A 20,257-nucleotide genomic window follows, 5' to 3' on the forward strand; every position below is an offset into this window, starting at 1 on the left:
GAGGCGGGGCGGTGGATCCGAGGCTGACAGTCTTCCGCGGGGTCGTGGGAGCGCCCCGGGGCGCATCGGAACCGGCCACCGGAGAAGCGGGGTTCACGCCGGAGCCGCCCGAAGCGGAGGGCGCACCGGATCCGGATCGGAGTGCTTCCGCTACGCCGGACGACGGAGCGGACGTGGACGGCGGTGCGCAGGACGCTACGCCGGAGGCGGAGGACACCCCTCCGGCCGACGGCGCGGGGGACGACGCGGAATCCCGTACCGACGACGCAGTCGTCGAGGAGGCCGAGGAGGCCGAAGCGGAGGAGTCCGGTACCGCCGAAGCCGGGACCGAGGGCGACGCCGAGCCCACCGCGGGCGGGGCGCGCGCGGAGGAGCCCGGGGAGGCCGACGAGCCCGCGGGGACGGACGAGGGGCCGTCCGCCGACGCGGACGAGGAGCCGGACGAGGAGCCGGAGGAGGATGCGGCGGACGCGGGGACCGCGGCGGACGCCGAAGCGGAGCCCGAGGACGCTTCCGTCGAGGACGCCCCCGCCGGCGGCGCGGACGAGGAGACCCCGGAGGACGACGCCCCGTCCGGCGAGCCCGCGGACGGCGGCACTGAGGGCCCCTCACAGGGCCTCGGAGGCGTCAAGGGCGGCCCCGGGGCGCGCGAGGCGTCCGGGGGCGGACACGACGGCCCCAGGGCCGGGGAGGGCACGCTCACGCTGCGCGCGCCCCGTACGGAGGGCGGCGGGACGCCGGTCAGGGACCGCACCCTGACCCTGCGCGCGCCCTCCGCCTCCGCGCCCGTCGTCGCGCCTCCCCGGCCGAGCGGAACGTTTGTCCCCCTGAGGACCGACGACCGCCCGGTCGTGGGCCCGCAGGCCCCGGCACCCGCGGATGCCGCGCGGACCACGGAGCCCGGCGGCGGTTCGCGGACGAAGCAGATGCCGCTGCCGCCCGACCCCGACGAGCCGCTGCGGCTGCTGGCGGAACTGACGAACACGCCGCCGCCGCCGCAGACGCCGCTGCGTACGACCGTGCGGCGGATCAAGATCTGGACCCCGCTGGTCCTGCTGCTGATCGTGGCCTTCTGCGTGGCTCAGGCGCTGCGTCCGCTGCCCGAGCCGGAGCTGGAAACGACCGCCGAGACCTCGTACACCTTCAAGGGTGACGAGCTCGCGCTCCCGTGGCCCAGCGAGGGCCAGGCGGTCGTCGAGGCCGAGGGCCTCGGCCGCATGGGCGAGTTCGGCGAGCAGAAGCCGACGCCGATCGCGAGCGTCGCCAAGGTGATGACGACCTACGTCATCCTGCGCGACCACCCGATCAAGAAGGGCGGCAAGGGCAAGACCGTCGAGGTCGACCAGAAGGCCGAGGACCAGTACCACAGCGGCACGCAGGAGTCGGAGTCCGTCGTCCCCGTCACCGCGGGGCAGGAGCTCAGCGAGTACGAGGCGCTGGAGGCTGTCATGCTGCCCTCGGCCAACAACATCGCCCGTCTGCTGGCCCGTTGGGACGCGGGATCGGAGGAGGCGTTCGTGAAGAAGATGAACGCCACCGCCAAGGAACTCGGGATGGACGACACGACGTACACCGACCCGAGCGGCCTGGAGGCCACCACCGTCAGCACCGCGAGCGACCAGGTCAAGCTGGGGCACGCGGCGATGAAGAACCCGGTCTTCGCGGAGATCGCCACCAAGATCCAGTACACGGACATCAACGGCAACGTCCAGAAGAACTACAACCAGCTGGCGGGCTACAACGACATCGTCGGCATCAAGACCGGCACCAGCACCAAGGCCGGCGGCAACCTGCTCTTCGCCGCCTACCGCACGATCGGCGGCACCAAGCAGCTGATCGTCGGCGCGATGCTGGACCAGCAGAAGGCGCCGATCATCGACACGGTCCTCGGCCGCAGCCACACCCTGATCGACGGCACGCGGGACGCGCTCGCCTCGGCCACGATCATCAACAAGGGTGACGTCGTCGGCTACGTCGACGACGGTCTCGGCGGCCACACCCCGGTGGTGGCAGGGAAGGACGTCACCGCGATCGGCTGGGCGGGCCTCGAGGTCGACATCTCGGTGGAGGCCGGCAAGGCGGGCCTCCCGCACATGGCGAACGCCGGTGCCCAGGTCGGTGAACTCGTCGTCGGCAACGGCGACAGCACGATCCGGGTCCCGGTCCTGCTGGAGTCGGCCCTCGTCGAGCCCTCCTTCGGCTCGAAGCTGACCCGGGTCGCCTGACCCGGGTCAGCCCCGCCCGCGGTGCGCGGGCGATCGGGAGGGCGGGCCGGCCGGACCGCTACACGTGGTCCAGCCGGCCCGCCTTCGCCTCCTCGACCAGCGAGCGGAACTGCTCGGCGCTCATCCGCACCCGCTGCCCGAAGTCGTCGGTCAGCACGACCCGCTGGTCGGCCGGCGCCGCTTCGTCCACGTACAGCGTGGGACAGCCGCAGTCGCAGTTGCCGCAGAACACGGCCACCTGTTCCATCGGTCCACCTCCGCCCGGTCCGCGCCCGGCCGGTCACCAGGCGTCAGGAGCGGCATACCCGTGGTGACGGTCTTTCAGGCCGGCGAGGCCGCGGAGCCCGGCGTAGCGGATGCGGCCCCCGTTGTCGTCCCCGACTCCGCCAACTCGCTTTCCAGCGGGGTGCGGAACCGGGGCGTGACACGGACGCCGTCCAGCCACCCCCGCAGCCGGGCGGACTCGGCCTCGATCGCGGCGACGGCCTCGCGGCCCGGGTCGGCGAAGAGCCGGTGGACGACCTCGCCGTCGGCGCGCTGCGCCCAGCCGCCGATCACCCGCCCGTTCCACCACACGGTGGGGCCGATGTTGCCCGACCGGTCGAAGAGCGCCGCCCGCTCCCGTTCGTCCCGCGGCAGGTACCAGTCGCGCCGCTGCCAGCCCATCGGCGTCGGGTCCAGCGCGGGCAGCAACGCCGCCCACGGCGGCGTCTCCGGGACCGGCCCGTCGTCGTCCGGCAGCACATGGCCGGTCTCCCCGTCGAGCAGGACCTGTTCTGTGCCGAGCGCCGCCAGGGCCTTGCGGACCTCGGTCAGCGTCCAGCCCGTCCACCACTTCAGGTCGGCCTCCGTGCCCGGCCCGTACGCGGCCAGCCAGCGGCGGACCAGCTCGGTACGGGCCTGCGCGACCGGGAGTGCCCGCGTCACCGCGCCCGGGGCCCAGCGGTACTGACTGCTCGTCCAGCCGCCCACCGGCCGTCTGCGGACGATACGGCCCTCCGCCGCCAGCACCCGCAGCACGCGTGAGGACACCGCCTGGGCCGCCTCGTACGGCTTGCCGCGTGCCACCACGACCCGCTCGCGCAGCCGAGGAACGTCGGAGGCGAGCTGCGCCGCGGTCGCCTCGCCGCGTACGGTCAGGGCGGCGAGCACGGACTCCTCCAGCTCCGCCAGCCACCGCTCGTCCCAGCCGCCGCCGTCGGCCAGATGCGTGAGCAGTTTCCGGCGCTCCTGCGCGGCGATCGCCTGGGCCGCCGCGGAGAGCGCCACCGGTGCCGAGGCGGTGGTGACCACGAACATCGTCCGGCGCATCGCGAGCAGCCGGGTCAGGCTCCGGTCCTCGTACAGCGCCCGGTCCAGGGCCGCGGCGCCGGGCTCGCGCATCCTGGCCGCGGCGGACAGGTAGACCGTCGCCGGATCCGTGCCGTGCAGCGCCACCAGCGACTCGGCGACCTCCTCGGGGGCCGCCGCCCGCCGCTGTGCCGTCAGCCGGTGCCGCACCGCCATGCGGCGGCGCCGCTCCTCCGCTCCCACCGTTCGTCGCGCGTCCATGGTTCATCGTGGCACGGCCCACTGACAGCGACCGCGGCCGCCTATGACGTACATCACGCCATCGGAGCCGGAAGTCGCGTGAGGACGGGGGCCGTTCGCACTCTCCCGGTGGACCGGAAGGCATCCGGAGCGCACCGCCCGCCTGCCGACCATGCTGACCGACATCGACCACATCGTCAGGGCCCGTCCGCGCGCCCCGCGCCGGGGCCCCGGGTCCGGGAGATCACCGCGACCCTGCGCCACCGCCGAGACGACCCGCTCGCCGCCCGGATCGCAAAGGCGGGCCGGAGCACACCGCGTTCGAGTTCCGCACCGCCGAGGGCACCGCCCTCGTCGAGATGCGCAGCTCCGCTCTGCGGCGCTTCCTGGCCCGGGCGTACGAGGCCGGGCCGCCCGGGCAGGAACTGCGCCACCTGGACATGGACGCTGTCGTCGCCGCCCTTCTGGACGGCGAGTGATCGCCCCCACGGCCCGGGGGGCGGCCGTGGGGGTCAGCGAGCGAGCGGCCGGAAACCGCGCAACCGCAGGGAGTTGCCGACCACGAAGACCGAGGAGAAGGCCATCGCGGCGCCCGCGATCATCGGGTTGAGCAGCCCGGCGGCGGCGAGCGGCAGGGCCGCCACGTTGTAGCCGAAGGCCCAGAAGAGGTTGCCCTTGATCGTGCCGAGGGTGCGCCGGGACAGCCGGATGGCGTCGGCGGCGACCCGCAGGTCGCCCCGGACCAGCGTCAGGTCGCTCGCCTCGATGGCGGCGTCCGTGCCGGTGCCCATGGCGAGCCCGAGGTCGGCGCGGGCCAGTGCGGCGGCGTCGTTGATCCCGTCGCCGACCATGGCGACGGACTTGCCCTCCCGCTGGAGCCGGGCCACGACGGCGACCTTGTCCTCCGGCATGACGTCCGCGATCACATCGGCGGCGTCGATGCCGACCTCGGCGGCGACGGCCCGGGCCACCGCCTCGTGGTCCCCGGTGAGCAGGACCGGGGTGAGGCCCAGGCCGCGCAGCATGCGGACGGCTTCGGCACTGGTCGGCTTCACGGCGTCGGCGACGACGAGCACGGCGCGCGCCCGGCCGTCCCAGGCGGCCGTGACGACGGTGCTGCCGCGGGCCTCGGCCTCCGCCTTGGCGCGGGCCAGCCCGGCCGGCAGCGGTTCGGGCAGCTCCTGGCGCCCGACGGTGACCTGGTGGCCGTCGACGGTGCCCCGGACGCCGAGTCCGGGCAGCGCGCGGAAACCCGTGACGCCGGGCAGGGCGCCGGTGCGTTCCTCCGCCGCCCGGGCGATCGCGCGGGCGATGGGGTGCTCGGAGGCGTGCTCCAGGGCGCCGGCCAGGCGCAGCACCTCGTCCTCCCGCTCCCCCTCGGCCGGGTGCACGGCGCTCAGCGTCATGGCGCCGGTGGTGACCGTCCCGGTCTTGTCCAGCACGATCGTGTCGACCCGGCGGGTGGTCTCCAGGACCTCGGGCCCCTTGATGAGGATGCCGAGTTGCGCGCCCCGTCCGGTGCCGACCATCAGCGCCGTGGGGGTGGCCAGGCCGAGCGCGCACGGGCAGGCGATGATCAGCACGGCGACGGCCGCGGTGAAGGCGGCGGTCGGGCCCGAGCCGTTGCCGAGCCAGAAGCCGAGGGTCGCCAGGGCGAGCCCGATCACGACGGGCACGAACACCGCGGAGATCCGGTCGGCGAGGCGCTGAGCCGCCGCCTTGCCGTTCTGGGCGTCCTCCACCAGGCGGGCCATGCGGGCCAGCTGGGTGTCGGCGCCGACCCGGGTGGCCTCCACGACCAGCCGGCCGCCGGCGTTCACCGTGGCTCCGGTGACGGCCTCGCCCGGCCCCACCTCGACCGGTACGGACTCGCCGGTGAGCATCGAGGCGTCGACCGCGGAGGTGCCCTCCCGTACGACGCCGTCCGTGGCCACCTTCTCGCCCGGCCGCACCACGAACAGGTCGCCGACGGCCAGCTCGGCCGTGGGGACGCGCACCTCGCGCCCGCCGCGCAGCACACCGACGTCCCTGGCGCCCAGCTCCATCAGGGCGCGCAGCGCGGCGCCCGCCCGGCGCTTGGAACGGGCCTCGAAGTAGCGCCCGGCCAGGATGAAGGCGGTGACACCGGAGGCGACCTCCAGGTACAGGTCGGCGGAGCCGTGGCCGGGGGCGACGGTCAACTCGAAGGGGTGCTTCAGGCCGGGCGCACCCGCGTCGCCCAGGAAGAGCGCCCACACGGACCAGCCGAAGGCGGCCAGCGTGCCCATGGAGATCAGCGTGTCCATGGTGGTGGCGCCGTGCCGCAGGTTGGTCCACGCAGCGCGGTGGAAGGGCCAGGCCGCGTACGCCACGACCGGCGCGGCCAGGGTCAGCGACAGCCACTGCCAGTCGCGGAACTGCAGGGCCGGGACCATGGCCATCGCGATGACGGGAACGGCGAGCACGACGGCGGTCAGCAGCCGCTGCCGCAGCGCCGTGAGCTCGGCGGGTTCGGACTCCGGCTCATCCTGCGGCGCGTCGGTGACCGGCGGGGCGGGGAGCGCGGCGGTGTAACCGGTGGCCTCGACCGTGGCGATCAGGTCGCCGACGCCGATCCCGCCCCCGAACGCCACCTTGGCCTTCTCGGTGGCGTAGTTGACGGTGGCGGTGACGCCGTCCATGCGGTTGAGCTTCTTCTCGATCCGCGCCGCGCACGAGGCGCAGGTCATCCCGCCGATCGCGAGTTCGAGCTCGGTGACGCCCGCGGGGGCGGCCTGCGCTGCGATCCGCGGGGTGACCTGCTGCTGATCCGGGAGGGTCATGCCCGGCCGACCAATTCGTAGCCCGCCTCGTCGACGGCGGCGCGGACGGCCGCCTCGTCCAGGGGCGCGTCGGAGTCGATCGTGAGCAGGCCGGTCTCGGCGTCCACCGTGATGCCGGTCACACCGGGGAGGTTCGAGATCTCCTTGCTGACCGCGGACTCGCAGTGACCGCAGCTCATCCCGGAGACGCTGTAGCTGACAGACATGTGTTCTCCTCGTGCCTTCTGTGCGTGTTCCGGTGTACGGCGTCGGGGCACCGTGCCGTCCACCCACCATCAAACTATACCCCCTAGGGGTATGAGGGAAGGGGAGGGTGGGAGGACGGGGAGCGGTGTGGCGCGGGGGTCCGCGCGCCCGTGAGACCGCGCCACGAGGACGTCCACGCAACTGGGTGCGCACGGCCGCGTCTTGGCCCGCCCTGCGGGGACCGGCGCGGGGAGCGCGCCGCGCCGCGCGCCTCGGCCCGCTCGCGCGCGTCGCGCTACCCGGCGGCTGACGACCTTCGTGCGTGCCGGGCGCGACGACCCCGGCCGGCCGGGGTGCCTGGTGCCCCAGGCCCTCATTCCGTGCCGGGGTACGGCTCGGCGTCCTCGACTACCCGCTGCCGCTCCGGGGCATCCGGGAGCTGCCCGGCGTCGCCCGGGGTGTCCTCGCCGGCCGGCGGGCGGTGGTTCCCGGCGCCGTGCCGCGAATCCTCGTGGCCGGGCGTGGCGCCACCTCGTCCGCGGGTGCGGGCCGCACTTCCGCCTCGGCGTCCGGGGTCCGGGCCCTTTCTCAGGACCAGAACCGGTTGATGGCCTCGAGATCGCCGACGCACTCGTCCAGATCCGTGATCCGGTCGCCGACGATCCGGAACACGATCCCGCCCGGCTGGTCCAGGTACGCGCCCCCGCGCTGGGCCGTGAAGTGGTGGAGGGACATCGCGTGGCCGCGGCCGTCGATGAGCACCTGCCGCAACTGGACCCGCATGCTGCCGTCGGTCTCCTCGGCCAGCCTGCGGTAGTAGCCGATGATCTCGTCCCGGCCCTTGTAGTGCCCGGCCAGCGGATGGTCGCCGGGGGTGTGGTGGGCCGCGTCCCCGGCCAGCAGGCCGGCCAGCGTGTCCATGTCGCCTCGGGTGAACGCCGCGTACACCTTGTGGACCAGCATGGTGTGCGGGTGTCCCGCCATGGCCATCGCCACCTTTCCCCGCCGTCCGTCCACAGGCCGACACAAGCCACCCTGGCACCGCTCCCCGGCGGGCGCACCCGCTGCGGACGGGACGCACGCCACCTGTCACACCCCGGAGGGCAACGGCTCCGGGCCGGGTCCTCACCTCCTCACCTCCTCACCCCGATCACCGGATGTGGATTCGATAGCTCTTACGATCGAATCACGTGTCAGAGGATGGCTCAGCAACGGAATCACGCGTATGGTCGGAGCCGCCCGTTGCCGAGGAGGCCCCCCATGTCCGTCGACCGCACCCGCCTGAAGGAACTGCTCGCGCGGGAGACCGCCGAGGCGGCCGCCCGCAATCCGAAGTCACGCGCCGCGTACGAGGCGGCCGGCCACCTCTTCGGCCGGGTGCCCATGACCTGGATGAACAAGAACGCGGGAGCCTTCCCCCGCTACCTGGCCGGTGCCCGCGGCGCCCGCGTGACCGACATCGACGGCCACGAGTACATCGACTTCTGCCTCGGCGACACCGGCGCCATGGCCGGGCACTCCCCGGAGCCGGTCGCCGGGGCGATCGAGCGCCGCTACCGCGAGCTGGGCGGGGCCACCGCGATGCTCCCCACCGAGGACGCCGAGTGGGTCGGCGCCGAACTGGCCCGCCGCTTCGGGATGCCCCGCTGGTCTTACTCGCTCACCGCGACCGACGCCAACCGGTGGGCGATCCGCCTCGCCCGCGCCGTCACCGGACGGCGGAAGATCCTCTTCAACAGCTACTGCTACCACGGCAGTGTCGACGAGTCCCTCATCGTCACCGGCCCCGGCGGCCGCGGCGGGGTGAGCCGCCCCGGCAACGTCGGAGCGCCCTGCGACGTCACGCTGACCAGCCGCGTCGCGGAGTTCAACGACCTGGAGGGACTGGAGCGGGAACTCGCCCACAAAGACGTGGCCGCCGTCCTGATGGAGCCCGCCCTCACCAACATCGGGATCGTGCTGCCGGAGCCCGGCTACCTGGAGGGCGTCCGCGAGATCACCCGCCGGCACGGCGTACTGCTGATCAACGACGAGACCCACACCTTCTCCGCCGGGCCGGGCGGCGCCACCGCCGCCTGGTCCCTGGAGCCCGACATCCTCACCATCGGCAAGGCCATCGCCGGCGGCGTACCGGCCGGCGCCTACGGCCTGTCCGCCGACCTCGCCGACCGCCTCCTGTCCCGTGGCGACCTCGACCTGGTCGACATGGGCGGCGTCGGCGGCACCCTCGCAGGCAACGCTCTGTCCGTCGCCGCCATGCGCGCCACTCTCGAACACGTCCTCACCGACGACGCGTTCGCCGCCATGTCCGAGCTCGCCGCCCGCTTCGAGCGCGGCGTGGCCGAGGCCGTCGCCGCGCACGGCCTGCCCTGGTCCGTCAGCCGTCTCGGCGCCCGCACGGAGTACCGCTTCGCCGCGCCCGCACCGCGCGACGGCACCGAGTCGGCGGCCGTCTCCGACCCCGAACTGGAGGACTTCCTGCACCTGTGGCTGGCCAACCGCGGCATCCTCATGACGCCGTTCCACAACATGGCCCTGATGTGCCCGGCCACCACCGAGGCCGACGTCGACACCCACACCGCCCTCTTCGCCGGGGCCCTGGCCGAGCTGGCAGGCTGAGACCCGTGGACGACATCGACCGCGCCATCCTCCGCGAGCTCCAGACCGACGGCCGCATCCCGTACGCGGACCTCGGCCCGAAGGTCGGGCTCTCCCCGTCCGCCGCCCGCCAGCGCCTGCAACGGCTGATCGACGGCAAGGTCGTGCAGGTCGTGGGCGTCACCGACCCCATGGCCATGGGCGGGCAGGCGATGGCGCTGCTCGGCGTCCGGGTGGACGGCGACCCGCGCGCGGTCGCGGACACGCTCGCCGCCCGCGACGAGGTCGTCTACGCGGTCCTCACCGCCGGGCCCTACGCCCTCTTCGCCGAGGTCGTCTGCCCGGGCCCGTCCGACCTGTTGGACTTCGTCAACGACGTGGTCAGGACCACCGAGGGCGTCGCGGGCGTGGACACCTTCCCCTACTTCGGCATCCACACCCACCGCTTCCTGTGGGACGTGGGCTGAGCCTGGACGCGGGCTGAGCCGCGGGCGGCGCGGTCAGCCCTTCGGCACGACGCGCAGGGCGCGGTACTCGTACCCGTCCTGCGCGAAGCCCGGCGCCTCCCACTCCAGGGCCACCGACTGGCCGGCGGACAGCGTGCGGAAGCCGTTCATCTCGATGTCGCTGTAGTGGGCGAAGCACCCCCCGGGCGTCTCCGGGCAGTCCAGCACGCCCCAGCCCTCTTCCTCGTACCACTCGCGTACGGTCGCGTTCGCCATGCCCGCAGCCTAAGCGCGTCCCCGCCGCGCGGCGCGTCCACGACGGTCGACGGATGTCACCAGCCCCGCCGGCCGTCCCACGGTGCGGCGTCCGCCGGGGGGTACGCCCCCGGCAGGGCGCCCCCGTGCAGATGGGGGACATCGGCGGCAGAGGAGGTCTGGGCCTCCTCGACCCAGGCGTCGGCCAGCAACGTCGGTGATTCCGCCGTCCCGGCCGGGGCTGCCGTGCCGGGACCCGGCGCCGGGACCGACAGACTGCCGTAGCGCTCCATCCGCTGCCAGCGCAACCGCGACCCGGCGAGGGCGGTGGCCACCGACTGGATCACCACGAGGTACATCAGCTGCCGGTAGACGAACTGCTGCAGAGGCAGGCTCCACAGGGGGCCGGCCCGCTCGCCGTCGAGCCGGAAGGCGTACAGCCCCATCACGGCCTGCAGCGCCAGGAATCCCAGCCACAACCCGACGATGCGCACGGGGTCGAGGAAGACCAGCCCGTAGACGGCGAAGACGTCGACCACGGGGGCCAGCAGGGGCAGCAACACCTGGAAGAGCAGCAGGTACAGCAGGCCGCGGCGGCCGAGCTTGCCGGCCGCGCCGGACTGCAGCAGTGCCCCGCGGTGCTTCCACATCGCCTGCAGCGTGCCGTAGCACCAGCGGTAGCGCTGACGCCACAACGCCCCCAGCGAGGCGGGGGCCTCGGTCCAGGCGATCGCGTCCTCCTGGTACACCACCCGCCATCCGGCGCGGCAGAGCGCCATCGTCAGATCGGTGTCCTCGGCGAGCGTGTCGTCGCTCACGCCGCCTGCCCTCACCAGGGCGTCGCGACGGAACGCGCCGACGGCCCCGGGCACGGTGGGCATGCACTCCGCGAGGTCGAACAGACGTCGGTCGAGGTTGAACCCCACCACGTACTCGATGTGCTGCCACCGGCCCAGCAGGCCACGGCGGTTGATGACCTTGGCGTTGCCGGACACCGCGCCGACACCCGGATCGGCGAAGGGCTGCACGAGTGCGCGCACCGCGTCGGGTTCGAAGACCGTGTCGCCGTCGACCATCACGAGCAGGTCGTACGAGGCCGCGGCGATCCCGGTGTTGAGCGCCGCGGGCTTGCCCGCGTTGGCCTGCCGGATGACGCGTACGAAGGGCAGCCGCAGCGACTCCACGAGGTCGGCCGTGCCGTCGGTGGATCCGTCGTCGACGACGACGATCTCGACGGGATGGTCGGAGGCGAGCAGGGAACGGACCGCCGCCTCGATGCCGGCGCTCTCGTTGTACGCGGGGACGATGACGGAGACCGGGGCGGTCACCGGCGGCCCCCACGGCACGGCGCGCCTGCGGACGTGCCGGCGGGCCGCGACCATGACGGCGGCGGCGCGCAGCAGGGCCAGCGCGCCCGCCGCGTACAGCAGCCAGCCGAGGACCCGCAGGGCCCACTCGCTCCCGGAGAGTGCGCCGATGAGCCCCAGGCCCAGCCAGTGGTCACCGGTCGCGGCGGGCCGGGTGGACTGCGGCAGCCGTACCGCCCCGCTCACCGTGGTCACCGAGAAGCCGCGGTCGGCGAGCGTCGAGAGCAGCGGGTCCAGGGCCTCCAGCGTCTGCGAGCGGTCGCCGCCGCCGTCGTGCATCAGCAGGATCTGCCCGGCCGTGCCGCGCGGGACCGAGTCGGCGATGATCCGGTCCACACCCGGCCGCTGCCAGTCACCGCTGTCGAGCGTGCTGAGGACCGTCAGGTAGCCGTCCCCGGCGGCCGCCCGGATCGCGGACCAGTCCTGGTTCGTCACCGCCGCGTTCCCGGACGAGTACGGGGGGCGCAGCAGCGAGCTGGTCCGCCCGGTGGCGCCCGCCAGCGCCAACTGGGTCTCGCGCAGCTCCAGCGAGCGCTGCCACCGCGGGAGCGTCCCCAGGTCCGTGTGGGTGAAGGTGTGGACACCGATCTCGTGCCCTTCGGCGATGATGCGCCGCACGAGCTCCGGATGGGCGGCGACCTGGGTGCCCACCACGAAGAACGTGGCGTGCACGTGGTGTCGGCGCAGAACGTCCAGGATCTTCGGCGTCCACTGGGGATCCGGACCGTCGTCGAAGGTGAGCGCGACGGTGCGGGCCTTGGGACCGGCGGTGCGGACGGCGTCCGAGGAGCCGTCGACGACCGGACCGCCACGGGTCACGCCCGCCGGCACGCGGTCGGAGGCGCCGAGCGGCCTGGCGGCGTCGTCGCCGATCCCGGACATGTGGTGCGTGTAGCCCTGGATGACCAGTGCCGCGCTCAACGTCAGGACCAGCATCGTCAGCAGGAGCCAGTGCGTACGCAGCGGCACGTTGCGCACGATGCCGCGGTGGCCGTTTCTTCGGGGGTGGCGGGTCCGGGCACGCCTCATCGTGATCGCTCTCCTCGGCGGTGGAACACGGCCTGCCCTAGCCGCGGCTGCGACTGGTGCTGCGGGCGGGGGCGGGGTGGGAAGCCGTACTCCTGCCCCGGACCTCGGCGGGTGCCGGGGTCGTTTTCGAGGCGCCCGGCGCGGTGCTCGCCGCCGGGCTCGGTCCGGTCGTGGTCGCGGCCCCCGGCTCGGCCACGGCTGCGGGCGTCCGGGACGCCTCGCCGGGCAGCCCCTCCGGAACCGCGGGCGGTGCCGTCGACGGCCGGCGCGGGGCGCCTGCCTCACGCTGCGGTGCCGATGACGCCGGACCTCCGGAGGGGCGCTCGGCCGACTCGGGCAACGGAAGGTACGGCGAGGAGGCGCCGGGGCCACCCAGGAGCGCGCTCAGCAGGAGGGCGACGTACGCGACCGCGGGTACGGCGAGCAGCAGCCCGAGCCGCCGGACCCGCCGCTGGCGACGTCCGGAGGCGTCGACGAAGACGGGCGCCGTGACGGCGTGGCGACGGCGCGCCGCGGGGTGTTCCGGCTGCGGCCGGGCAGTGTCGGGGCCGGGGGTCTGGTACACGGCCGCGAACCCTACAAGCGATCCCGTTCGACTGGCGACCGTGACCATATTCCGCTCAAAAGCGGCATGGTGTGGTTTCTGCCGTCACGCTGCCTTCGCCGCTTTTCTTCCGCTGCTCTCGCCTCCCGGGGGGGTGTAACGGTTTCGGGACCGGTTGCGCCCCCGTGGATAGCCGCGTGCAGAACCGCACACGGGCCCGAGGAGCGAAGGGGCAGGATGAAGCAGGACGTGAGCAACCCACGGGCGGCCGTGCTCGGGCCCCGCCTCGCCGCGGACGTGGTCACCATGGCCCGGGAAGGGGCCAGGATCAGACTCGACTACTCGCCGGAGAGTCTCACCATGGTCGACCGGGTGATCGAGGCGATCCGGCGTGAAGGGCCTCCCCTCCAGGCGGTGGCTCCGACACTTCGGGGGTTCGGTGCCTACACGGGCGAGGTGCTCGTCCGCGCGGCCGGAGCGGACTGGGTGGAGTTCGACGAGGAGAAGCGCGATACATTCGGGCAGCCGTTCGGAATCCGCACGCCGGACGGGCGTGTCTGGAACCCGCTCGGACGGGCGATGAAGCGGTACGAGAACGGCGCGGCGGACAGCCTGCGTCTTTTCTGCCTCTCCGTGATGGGCCGGGGCCAGGTGTGACTTCCGCCACGCCGCGGGAGGCCGGGTCCCCGCGGTGCGACAGCGCGGCACGCACGGGGCGACGAGCACGAAGAGGACGCAGTGGGCAAGGCGGAGGTTCGTCGGCGCGACCGGCTGGGCGAGGGCGAACTCGGTGATGCGGTCCGGCGGGCCCGCGGCGGCGACGAGAGCGCGTTCGCTGCCGTCTACCGGGAGGTCCATCCGATGCTCCTGGGCTACCTGCACGGACTGGTCGGCGACGACGCCGAGGACGTGGCCTCCGAGACCTGGCACGACATCGTCCGCGACGTCGCCGGCTTCCGCGGCGACGGCCAGGCCTTCCGGGGCTGGGCCGCGACGATCGCCCGGCACCGGGCCATGGACCACATCAGGAGGATCAAGGCGCGGCCCCGCACCACACCCCTCGAGGACCGCGTCGCCGAACCGGTGACGCTCGAGGACGCCGGCGGGGCGGCGCTGGAGAACCTGTCGACGCGGCGGGCGCTCGATCTGATCGCTGGGCTGCCGCAGGACCAGGCCGAGGCGGTCCTCCTGCGGGTGGTCGTCGGGCTCAACGCGCCCACCGCGGCAAAGGTCCTGGGCAAGCGGCCGGGTGCGGTGCGGACCGCCGCCCACCGGGGTCTCAGACGCCTGGCCGAGCGCCTCGACGGCGCCAGGGGAAGTGAAGGATGAAGGACAGCAGAGAACACGACGACTGGATGGACGCCGCGCTGGTGGAGCGGCTGCTCGACGGCGTCGGCGTGGAGGACGCCGACAGCCGTGCGACGCTTCTGGCGGATCTCCTGGCGGCCGCGTCGGCGCCGTTGCCCGCGGATCCGGCACAGGAGCGGGTGGTGCTGACGGCGTACCGGCAGGCGCGGGACGCCGGGTCCACGCGGCGGCGACCGTCCGCTCTCGGCCGGCGTGCCCGGGTGGCGGCCGGTGGACTGGCCGCGGTCTTCGCCCTCGGTGGAGTGGCGTTCGCCGCGCAGTCCGGCACGCTTCCGAACCCGTTCCACTCGGCCAGGACCGGGCCCCGTCCGGTGCCCTCCGGCTCGGCCGGGTCCGCCGCGCCGGTCGCCTCCGCGTCCTCCACCCCCGTCGCCGCCACGCCCACCGCACCGATGTCCACACCCCCCGTCGGACCCACGGCGGGGAAATCCTCCGGCGCGCCTTCGGCCACGCCCGGTTCGCGGACCACGCCCCCCGGGCTCACGGATGCCGAACCCAAGGGGCTCTGCGAGGCGTACGTCAAGGCCACGGGGCGCGGCGAGGCCATGGAGGCCGCGGCACGGGCAACCCTGGAGAGGGTGGCCGGTGGAAAGGAGGCCATGGGTCCCTACTGCGACCGGGTTCTGGGCTCCGGCGCCACTACGAAGCCCCAGGCTCCTGCGTCGCCGACGGAGCCCGGCCGCCGCCGCTGACCGTCCGGGACCGGCGGGCCCTCAGCCCCACACCGAGCGGAAGCCGTTGACCAGGTTGACGACGGTCCCCAGCACCAGGAACCAGCCGAAGCAGAGGTAGACCCGCCCCACGGTCCGGTTGCCCCGGTCCGGCGAGGACGCCGGACCGGGCGCCGGGGCGGATTCCACCCGCACCGGCTCGTCGGGGGAGAGCAGACCCCGGGCCGCGCGGCGCCACACGCGGCCTGCCCGTATGAGCACGACCGCCACGAGGCAGCAGAACGCGGCCGTCTGGAAGTAGGTACCAGGTGATGCCAATTGCGCCGAGGCGTAGCTCTGCATGAACGCATGACCTTCCAGGATTCCGGACGCGCCGGACCGCACACCGGCCTGCCCGTGCCGGCGGGCGAAGCGGTCGGGCACGGCCCCGCCGGCGATCTCGGCGAAGTGCCGTACGCGTCATCTTGTGATGATCCGCAACGCAGGTCAATACCCCCAGGTCGCCGGAAAACCGGCGGTCGGCACAGTGGAGCGGAACGCGGTGAATTGCCCCGTCCGTGCCACCGGTGGGCGGCCCCTCAAGGAGCGGTTCCCGTCCATGGCCGTCGAGGGGGGGACGCGTGGGATAGCACGAGCCGAGCCCTCGTACGAGCGGCTGAGACGCGGTTCCTTCTTCCAGCGGGCCGCCGAGGGCGGTTGACCGCGGTCACGCGGGACATCGCGTCCCTCAGGCGGAGGCCTTGGCGATGACGCCCTCGACCTCGTCCCGCCCGAAGGCCCGCATGGTCGTGCTGCGGATGTTGCCGATCGCGCCGAGCCGCAGCAGCGCCGCGGCGGCGGTCTCGTCGTCGGGCGCCTCGACGATCGCCACGAGGTCGTAGGGCCCCACGGTCCAGTAGATGTCCGCGAGCCTTCCCCCGACGTCCCGCAGCGCGGCACCGAAGGCGTCGGCCCGTTCCGCCGTGTCGGCGTAGGCGCGGATTCCCTGGTCGGTCCAGCTCAGCAGGGTGATGTAGAGCGGCACGATCTCTCACCTCGACAAAGAGAGGAGCGTCCACTCACAGCGTATGCGCCCCCCTGACGGGTCGCACCCGCGGCCCGGCGTGCGTGCGGTCCGGGCCGGGGGAGCCAGTCCGGGAAGCCGCGAAAGACGCACGGCGAAACGGGTGTTGCGACGACGACGGCCGGACCGGCTGCCGTCCCAACCGCTGTTGTCGTGGTCGCCGGGTCGGGGCAGGGCGCCACGCCCGCCGTGCCGGCTGGGGGAGAACCTGTATGCAACGTCTGAGAAGGCGTCGCATTCCGTTCGGAGTCTTGATCAGTCGACCGATGAGTTCTTGCGGGCTGCCGGGTCAGTACGGACATGACTACAACGAACACGCCGCCTGTCGTCTCCCGTCTGGAGTGGCTGGCCGCAATCGAAACCCTGCGCGCCCGGGAGAAGGCGCACACCCGGGAGGGCGACGCAATCGCCGCCGCCCGGCGCCGCCTGCCCATGACCGAGGTGGACCCCTCGACCCCGCTCGTCGGAAGCAACGGGTCCGTCCCCCTGATCGACGTCTTCGAGGACCGTACCCAACTGTTCGTGTCGTATCACATGTGGCATGACGGCCACCCCGCCGCCGAGCAGTGCGAGGGCTGCACCTTCTTCACCGGCCAGGTCCGTGAACTGTCCTATCTGCATCAGCGTGACGTCACTTTCGCTGTCTTCTGTCAGGGGCCCTACGAAGAGTCGGACCGCTACCGCCGCTTCATGGGCTGGGAGCTGCCCTGGTACTCCGTACCCGCCGACTCCCACGAACGGCTCGTCGCCGGTCGGCACTTCGGGATGAAGGCGTGCTACCTCCGCGACGGGGACCGTGTCCACGAGACGTACTGGACCACCGGCCGCGGTGTCGAACCCATGGCGGCGTCGTACGGCATCCTGGACATGACCGTCTACGGGCGGCAGGAGACCTGGGAGGACTGTCCGCCGGGCTGGCCGCAGCCGTACGAGACCCGCGGTCAGCAGTTCCGCAAGGACGGGCGGCCGACCGCGCAATGGGTACGGATCGCCGCCGGGCACGACGACGGCCTCCACGACGAGTGCGGCATCCGGGAGGTGGCGAAGTGACCGCGGTGGCGGACGCTGAGATCACGGCGCTGCTGCGTTGCTTGCAGGTCCAGCGAGACCACGTGTTGGGGACCGTGGAGGGGCTCGGTGAGGAGGCGCTGCGGCGACCGGTGCTGCCCTCTGGATGGAGTTGCCTGGGGATGGTGCAGCACCTCACGCTGTCGGTGGAGCGATTGTGGTTCCGTGCCGTTGTGGCTGGGGACCCGGAGGTCATCGACCTGGTCGGCAGCCAAGACAGCGCATGGCAAGTGGCTTCGGCGGTGCCGGCCGCCGACGTCCTTGACGGCTACCGGTATGAGGCGTCCCTGGCGGATGCCGTCATCGCCGCCTCATCCGCAGATGCCGACCTGGTCTGGTGGCCTTTCCCGGAGAGTGAGGAGTGGCGCCTGCACAGTCTTCGGGACGTCCTGCTCCATGTGATCACTGAGACCGCGTGCCACGCCGGCCACCTTGATGCGGTTCGCGAACTCATCGACGGGCGACGGTGGCTGGTGAACACCTAGACCCACGGCAGCGCAACCGGGTCGGGGCCGATCTGTCCGAGGTGGATCAACCCTTTGGAAGCCATCCGCTTTCAGCCCTGTTCCGCCAGCCGCTTCAGCCTGCCCTGCGCGCCCTCGACCCGCGAAGGCGAGGGGCGTGTCCCAGCCCAGGCGCGCGGCTTTCTGTTGCGCCGGCAGCTCCATCCCGCCCGAGCTGTCGAAGGCGGCCATGATGTGCCGCTGTTCGGCCCGGACGATGTCGTGGCGGCGTCGCAGGCGGAGTGCCGCAGTCCTCGGCCGGCCTGACCGCGACCGGCCGGCCAGGTCGGCGGCGGTCAGGCCTTGCGAAGTGATCCCCTCGACGGCGACCGGGCCCTGGCACGGCAGTCCGTCCAGGGCGGCGGTCGGCTTCGGGAGTTACTGTCGGATGTTGATGGCCTGGACGGCCTCGGACTGTGCGACTGCCAGCGGGGAGGCGACGTTGGCCGACAGTGATTCGTTGTGGGCGTTCACGTGGGCGGACTTCAGCGACTTGTTGGTGAACTCGAAGAAGCGGAAGTCCCCGCCCCGGCCGCCGTACCCTCCGTGGCCGTATCCCCCGCGGCCGTAGCCTCCGCGGCCGTACGCCCCGCGGTCGTACCCGCCACGGCCGTACCCCCCGTGGCCGTAGCCTCCGCGGTCGTAGCCTCCGTAGCCGTACGCTCCGCGGTCGTAGCCCCGGTTGCCACAGCCGTCGTCCCAGCCGCACCCCGAACAGTTCGCGGAAGTGGCCAGTGCCGTACCGGCCATGGGGATCCCCATCGCTGATACCGCCAATGCCACCGTAGCCGCGGCTCGAGCAAGACCTTTCACTGCGTTCCTCCCTTGGAGACAGGAATTTCCTGATGCGGAGCCGAAGCTAGCCGATAGCCACTCGGAAGTCATTCACGCTTCGCGATGAAGGTCCGCCGAACAGGGCACCATCGCGAAATGCGCGAGGGTACCCGACGGGCCGCAACTCTGGTGTTTTACCAGCTCACGCCCCACACTGTTCTGCTGTGGGGGAATCGTTGACTTCCATGTCGACACACCTTGGAGTGAATCCGGCACGGGCTCTCGACGTGGAAAAGCGTTGCGGGACAGGATGAAGTAAATTCATTCAAGCGGGCCAAATTTGACAAGCCGACGTCATTTTGGATTCCGCGAGCCGGGCCCTGGGTGTAACAATTGGGGCCTGAGCGGTGGGGACCAGGAAATTGGACGACTTGAAATCCGGGGCGATGTCGAATCCAAACGCGCCGCACGATTGCGGCCCCGACAACGCCCCCGGTGACCCCGCGGCATGGGCGGCTCGGGGGGCCGGCCTGGGCTCAGTGTCCCGGGGCTGACGCCGCCCGGTTCCGGAGCAGTTCGTGAACCGCGTGGACTACCTCGCTGGTGATCTCATCCCAGGGGGCCGACCAGTTCTCGTTCCAGTCGTCGAGCTGGACGGCGCGCGCGGCGATGGGCTCCAACCCGGACGGGTACCGGAGTTCGGCAGCCGCCTCGTACCAGATCATGTCCGCGCCGGTCGCGGGGTCGAGCGAACCCTTGCCGCGCAGAGGACGATCACTGTCGAGCCGCTCAGCATCGCGGTCACTCTGGGCCTGACGTCATCTTGACCGGTGTACTCGTGGCCGACCGCCGCATGAGGAGCGACGTATGGTGATCACTGGCCTGACCTGTGAGTTCCCCGCCGCGGATGCAGTGGGCGGCGTACTGGCCCGCGCACCGTGCCCCCCTGACCCCCCGCCCCTCGTTCTGGCGAGAGTGGCACGGGGTCCGCGCTGGGCCCCCTCGATGCGAACTACATCCGGCGCACGACGCGATCGCTAGTAGCCCGTCGCGCGGAGCCACCGCATCGTTGTGACCACTTCGTCGCCGAACTCCTCGCACAGCGCGAGCAACTCGCGACCCGTGCACGAGTCGAGCAGCCCTGCCGAATCGGGGAGAGTCCGGAGAGTGCCGTGGCCGACGGATTCGACGGCGAAGCTGCGGGACGCGAAATACCCCTCGCCCGCCCGTCCCGCCAGGTTCACGAGGTACTCGCGGTGGGCTTCCTCCGAGGGGTGCGGGTAGAACGAGTCCTCGACGAGGTTGTCGAGGTGGTCCGCCAGGCCGGCCGAGCCTTCGACCACTCCCTCTGTTGCGTCCACGCCAGGCTTGTCCAGCAACTCGCCGAAGGCCAGTAGGTTGCTGATGGTCTCCAACTGAATGAGCCGGACCGTGTCCGGGTCGACTTCGGACGTGAAGAGCGGGGCCGTGGACAACTCGGCGATCGCTCGCCGGTATGCACGATCCGACTGTTCACCAGCAGGTGACGCTGCCAGCTGGAACAGCGATTCCAGCGCAGCCCGGTCGATGCCCCACTCTGCGTCGAGCTCGAACGCGAGCACGGGCGCACGCCACCGCCACAGGGCCAGGACGACAGCCTGGCGCTGATGGACGGGCTTCACGCCCGCCAACCGCTCTTTCTGTACCACGTACGTGGGCCGGCCTCTCTGATCTGATCGACCGGGACACCGTAGAAGCCGCCGACCGGATCGTTCAGCGACGTTCATACCAGCCGCTGGGTGGGCCCGGAGGGACGCTACCGTGCGGGGGTGGTGCCGGGGCAGTGGTAC

General features: G+C 72.5%; 21 protein-coding genes and 1 pseudogene. 9 read left to right on the forward strand and 13 right to left on the reverse strand.

What is annotated here, in order from left to right; all coding sequences use genetic code 11:
* Positions 1-173: 173 nt before the first annotated feature.
* Positions 174-2,225, forward strand: coding sequence for a D-alanyl-D-alanine carboxypeptidase (locus ACRWNP_RS04365; protein ID WP_431959568.1), 2,052 nt, complete (start codon positions 174-176; stop codon positions 2,223-2,225).
* A gap of 58 nt (positions 2,226-2,283) precedes the next feature.
* Here ACRWNP_RS04365 and ACRWNP_RS04370 read toward each other — a convergent pair whose 3' ends face one another.
* Both ACRWNP_RS04370 and ACRWNP_RS04375 read right to left on the reverse strand, forming a co-directional pair.
* Positions 2,284-2,472 (reverse strand): hypothetical protein, encoded by a 189-nt coding sequence (locus tag ACRWNP_RS04370; RefSeq protein WP_431959569.1) that lies wholly within the window; start codon positions 2,470-2,472, stop codon positions 2,284-2,286.
* Positions 2,473-2,546: 74 nt separating this feature from the next.
* Complete coding sequence (locus ACRWNP_RS04375) at positions 2,547-3,776, reverse strand: winged helix DNA-binding domain-containing protein (RefSeq protein WP_431959570.1); 1,230 nt, start codon at positions 3,774-3,776, stop codon at positions 2,547-2,549.
* 323 nt (positions 3,777-4,099) lie between these two features.
* Between ACRWNP_RS04375 and ACRWNP_RS04380 the strand changes: the two are divergent.
* Positions 4,100-4,234: pseudogene (locus ACRWNP_RS04380) on the forward strand (SsgA family sporulation/cell division regulator); the annotation flags it as partial.
* Between the two features lie 33 nt (positions 4,235-4,267).
* On the opposite strand, the gene ACRWNP_RS04385 reads toward ACRWNP_RS04380, so the two are convergent.
* The 3 genes from ACRWNP_RS04385 to ACRWNP_RS04395 form a co-directional block, all read right to left on the reverse strand.
* Positions 4,268-6,463 carry a heavy metal translocating P-type ATPase gene (locus ACRWNP_RS04385; RefSeq protein ID WP_431959607.1) on the reverse strand — a complete coding sequence of 732 codons (2,196 nt, stop codon included), beginning with the start codon at positions 6,461-6,463 and terminating at the stop codon, positions 4,268-4,270.
* Positions 6,464-6,552: 89 nt separating this feature from the next.
* On the reverse strand, positions 6,553-6,762 hold the full coding sequence (locus ACRWNP_RS04390) for a heavy-metal-associated domain-containing protein (RefSeq protein ID WP_431959571.1): 210 nt from the start codon (positions 6,760-6,762) through the stop codon (positions 6,553-6,555).
* A gap of 568 nt (positions 6,763-7,330) precedes the next feature.
* Entirely contained in the window at positions 7,331-7,726 is a 396-nt protein-coding gene (locus tag ACRWNP_RS04395; RefSeq protein WP_431959572.1) for a nuclear transport factor 2 family protein, read from the reverse strand.
* A gap of 276 nt (positions 7,727-8,002) precedes the next feature.
* On the opposite strand from ACRWNP_RS04395, the gene ACRWNP_RS04400 reads away from it, so the two are divergent.
* Both ACRWNP_RS04400 and ACRWNP_RS04405 read left to right on the forward strand, forming a co-directional pair.
* On the forward strand, positions 8,003-9,361 hold the full coding sequence (locus ACRWNP_RS04400; RefSeq protein WP_431959573.1) for a transaminase: 1,359 nt from the start codon (positions 8,003-8,005) through the stop codon (positions 9,359-9,361).
* Positions 9,362-9,366: 5 nt separating this feature from the next.
* Positions 9,367-9,807: an Lrp/AsnC family transcriptional regulator gene (locus tag ACRWNP_RS04405; RefSeq protein ID WP_431959574.1), complete on the forward strand. Its 441-nt coding sequence runs from the start codon at positions 9,367-9,369 to the stop codon at positions 9,805-9,807.
* 33 nt (positions 9,808-9,840) lie between these two features.
* On the opposite strand, the gene ACRWNP_RS04410 is transcribed toward ACRWNP_RS04405, so the two are convergent.
* The 3 genes from ACRWNP_RS04410 to ACRWNP_RS04420 are packed head-to-tail and all read right to left on the reverse strand — an operon-like array spanning position 9,841 to position 13,002.
* Entirely contained in the window at positions 9,841-10,062 is a 222-nt protein-coding gene (locus ACRWNP_RS04410; protein ID WP_431959575.1) for a cold shock domain-containing protein, read from the reverse strand.
* A 56-nt stretch (positions 10,063-10,118) separates the two neighbouring features.
* Positions 10,119-12,437 (reverse strand): bifunctional polysaccharide deacetylase/glycosyltransferase family 2 protein, encoded by a 2,319-nt coding sequence (locus ACRWNP_RS04415; protein ID WP_431959576.1) that lies wholly within the window; start codon positions 12,435-12,437, stop codon positions 10,119-10,121.
* 37 nt (positions 12,438-12,474) lie between these two features.
* Positions 12,475-13,002: a hypothetical protein gene (locus ACRWNP_RS04420; protein ID WP_431959577.1), complete on the reverse strand. Its 528-nt coding sequence runs from the start codon at positions 13,000-13,002 to the stop codon at positions 12,475-12,477.
* 216 nt (positions 13,003-13,218) lie between these two features.
* Here ACRWNP_RS04420 and ACRWNP_RS04425 point away from each other — a divergent pair, with 216 nt between their 5' ends.
* From ACRWNP_RS04425 to ACRWNP_RS04435, 3 genes are all read left to right on the forward strand, one after another.
* A complete protein-coding gene (locus tag ACRWNP_RS04425) occupies positions 13,219-13,638 on the forward strand; it encodes a hypothetical protein (RefSeq protein ID WP_431959578.1) in 420 nt (139 codons plus the stop codon).
* A gap of 81 nt (positions 13,639-13,719) precedes the next feature.
* Positions 13,720-14,310 carry an RNA polymerase sigma factor gene (locus ACRWNP_RS04430; RefSeq protein WP_431959579.1) on the forward strand — a complete coding sequence of 197 codons (591 nt, stop codon included), beginning with the start codon at positions 13,720-13,722 and terminating at the stop codon, positions 14,308-14,310.
* Positions 14,307-15,041: a hypothetical protein gene (locus ACRWNP_RS04435; RefSeq protein WP_431959580.1), complete on the forward strand. Its 735-nt coding sequence runs from the start codon at positions 14,307-14,309 to the stop codon at positions 15,039-15,041. Before ACRWNP_RS04430 ends, ACRWNP_RS04435 begins: the two co-directional genes overlap by 4 nt.
* A 21-nt stretch (positions 15,042-15,062) precedes the next feature.
* On the opposite strand, the gene ACRWNP_RS04440 is transcribed toward ACRWNP_RS04435, so the two are convergent.
* On the reverse strand, positions 15,063-15,362 hold the full coding sequence (locus ACRWNP_RS04440; protein ID WP_431959581.1) for a hypothetical protein: 300 nt from the start codon (positions 15,360-15,362) through the stop codon (positions 15,063-15,065).
* A gap of 385 nt (positions 15,363-15,747) precedes the next feature.
* Positions 15,748-16,044 (reverse strand): GYD domain-containing protein, encoded by a 297-nt coding sequence (locus ACRWNP_RS04445; RefSeq protein ID WP_431959583.1) that lies wholly within the window; start codon positions 16,042-16,044, stop codon positions 15,748-15,750.
* Positions 16,045-16,383: 339 nt separating this feature from the next.
* On the opposite strand from ACRWNP_RS04445, the gene ACRWNP_RS04450 reads away from it, so the two are divergent.
* Together ACRWNP_RS04450 and ACRWNP_RS04455 are read left to right on the forward strand one after the other, a co-directional pair.
* On the forward strand, positions 16,384-17,133 hold the full coding sequence (locus ACRWNP_RS04450) for a DUF899 family protein (RefSeq protein WP_431959584.1): 750 nt from the start codon (positions 16,384-16,386) through the stop codon (positions 17,131-17,133).
* Positions 17,130-17,636, forward strand: a complete 507-nt coding sequence (locus ACRWNP_RS04455) for a DinB family protein (RefSeq protein WP_431959585.1) — start codon at positions 17,130-17,132, stop codon at positions 17,634-17,636. Before ACRWNP_RS04450 ends, ACRWNP_RS04455 begins: the two co-directional genes overlap by 4 nt.
* A 396-nt stretch (positions 17,637-18,032) precedes the next feature.
* On the opposite strand, the gene ACRWNP_RS04460 is transcribed toward ACRWNP_RS04455, so the two are convergent.
* From ACRWNP_RS04460 to ACRWNP_RS04470, 3 genes are all read right to left on the reverse strand, one after another.
* Positions 18,033-18,404 carry a hypothetical protein gene (locus ACRWNP_RS04460; protein ID WP_431959586.1) on the reverse strand — a complete coding sequence of 124 codons (372 nt, stop codon included), beginning with the start codon at positions 18,402-18,404 and terminating at the stop codon, positions 18,033-18,035.
* A 560-nt stretch (positions 18,405-18,964) separates the two neighbouring features.
* The gene (locus ACRWNP_RS04465; protein ID WP_431959587.1) at positions 18,965-19,153 is read right to left on the reverse strand and encodes a hypothetical protein; all 189 of its coding nucleotides are present in this window, start codon (positions 19,151-19,153) and stop codon (positions 18,965-18,967) included.
* Positions 19,154-19,465: 312 nt separating this feature from the next.
* A complete protein-coding gene (locus ACRWNP_RS04470; RefSeq protein WP_431959588.1) occupies positions 19,466-20,029 on the reverse strand; it encodes a hypothetical protein in 564 nt (187 codons plus the stop codon).
* Positions 20,030-20,257 lie beyond the last annotated feature (228 nt).

It is taken from the genome of Actinacidiphila sp. bgisy160 (assembly GCF_965342435.1).
Taxonomy (GTDB): Bacteria; Actinomycetota; Actinomycetes; order Streptomycetales; family Streptomycetaceae; genus Actinacidiphila.

Coding starts and splice junctions, on each gene's coding strand:
- ACRWNP_RS04370 (WP_431959569.1), bottom strand. CDS start 2,472: ATGGAACAGGTGGCCGTGTTCTGCGGCAACTGCGACTGCGGCTGTCCC.
- ACRWNP_RS04375 (WP_431959570.1), bottom strand. CDS start 3,776: ATGGACGCGCGACGAACGGTGGGAGCGGAGGAGCGGCGCCGCCGCATG.
- ACRWNP_RS04385 (WP_431959607.1), bottom strand. CDS start 6,463: ATGACCTGCGCCTCGTGCGCGGCGCGGATCGAGAAGAAGCTCAACCGC.
- ACRWNP_RS04390 (WP_431959571.1), bottom strand. CDS start 6,762: ATGTCTGTCAGCTACAGCGTCTCCGGGATGAGCTGCGGTCACTGCGAG.
- ACRWNP_RS04395 (WP_431959572.1), bottom strand. CDS start 7,726: ATGGCGGGACACCCGCACACCATGCTGGTCCACAAGGTGTACGCGGCG.
- ACRWNP_RS04400 (WP_431959573.1), top strand. CDS start 8,003: ATGTCCGTCGACCGCACCCGCCTGAAGGAACTGCTCGCGCGGGAGACC.
- ACRWNP_RS04410 (WP_431959575.1), bottom strand. CDS start 10,062: ATGGCGAACGCGACCGTACGCGAGTGGTACGAGGAAGAGGGCTGGGGC.
- ACRWNP_RS04415 (WP_431959576.1), bottom strand. CDS start 12,437: ATGAGGCGTGCCCGGACCCGCCACCCCCGAAGAAACGGCCACCGCGGC.
- ACRWNP_RS04425 (WP_431959578.1), top strand. CDS start 13,219: ATGAAGCAGGACGTGAGCAACCCACGGGCGGCCGTGCTCGGGCCCCGC.
- ACRWNP_RS04435 (WP_431959580.1), top strand. CDS start 14,307: ATGAAGGACAGCAGAGAACACGACGACTGGATGGACGCCGCGCTGGTG.
- ACRWNP_RS04440 (WP_431959581.1), bottom strand. CDS start 15,362: ATGCAGAGCTACGCCTCGGCGCAATTGGCATCACCTGGTACCTACTTC.
- ACRWNP_RS04450 (WP_431959584.1), top strand. CDS start 16,384: ATGACTACAACGAACACGCCGCCTGTCGTCTCCCGTCTGGAGTGGCTG.
- ACRWNP_RS04460 (WP_431959586.1), bottom strand. CDS start 18,404: ATGGCCGGTACGGCACTGGCCACTTCCGCGAACTGTTCGGGGTGCGGC.
- ACRWNP_RS04465 (WP_431959587.1), bottom strand. CDS start 19,153: ATGATCTGGTACGAGGCGGCTGCCGAACTCCGGTACCCGTCCGGGTTG.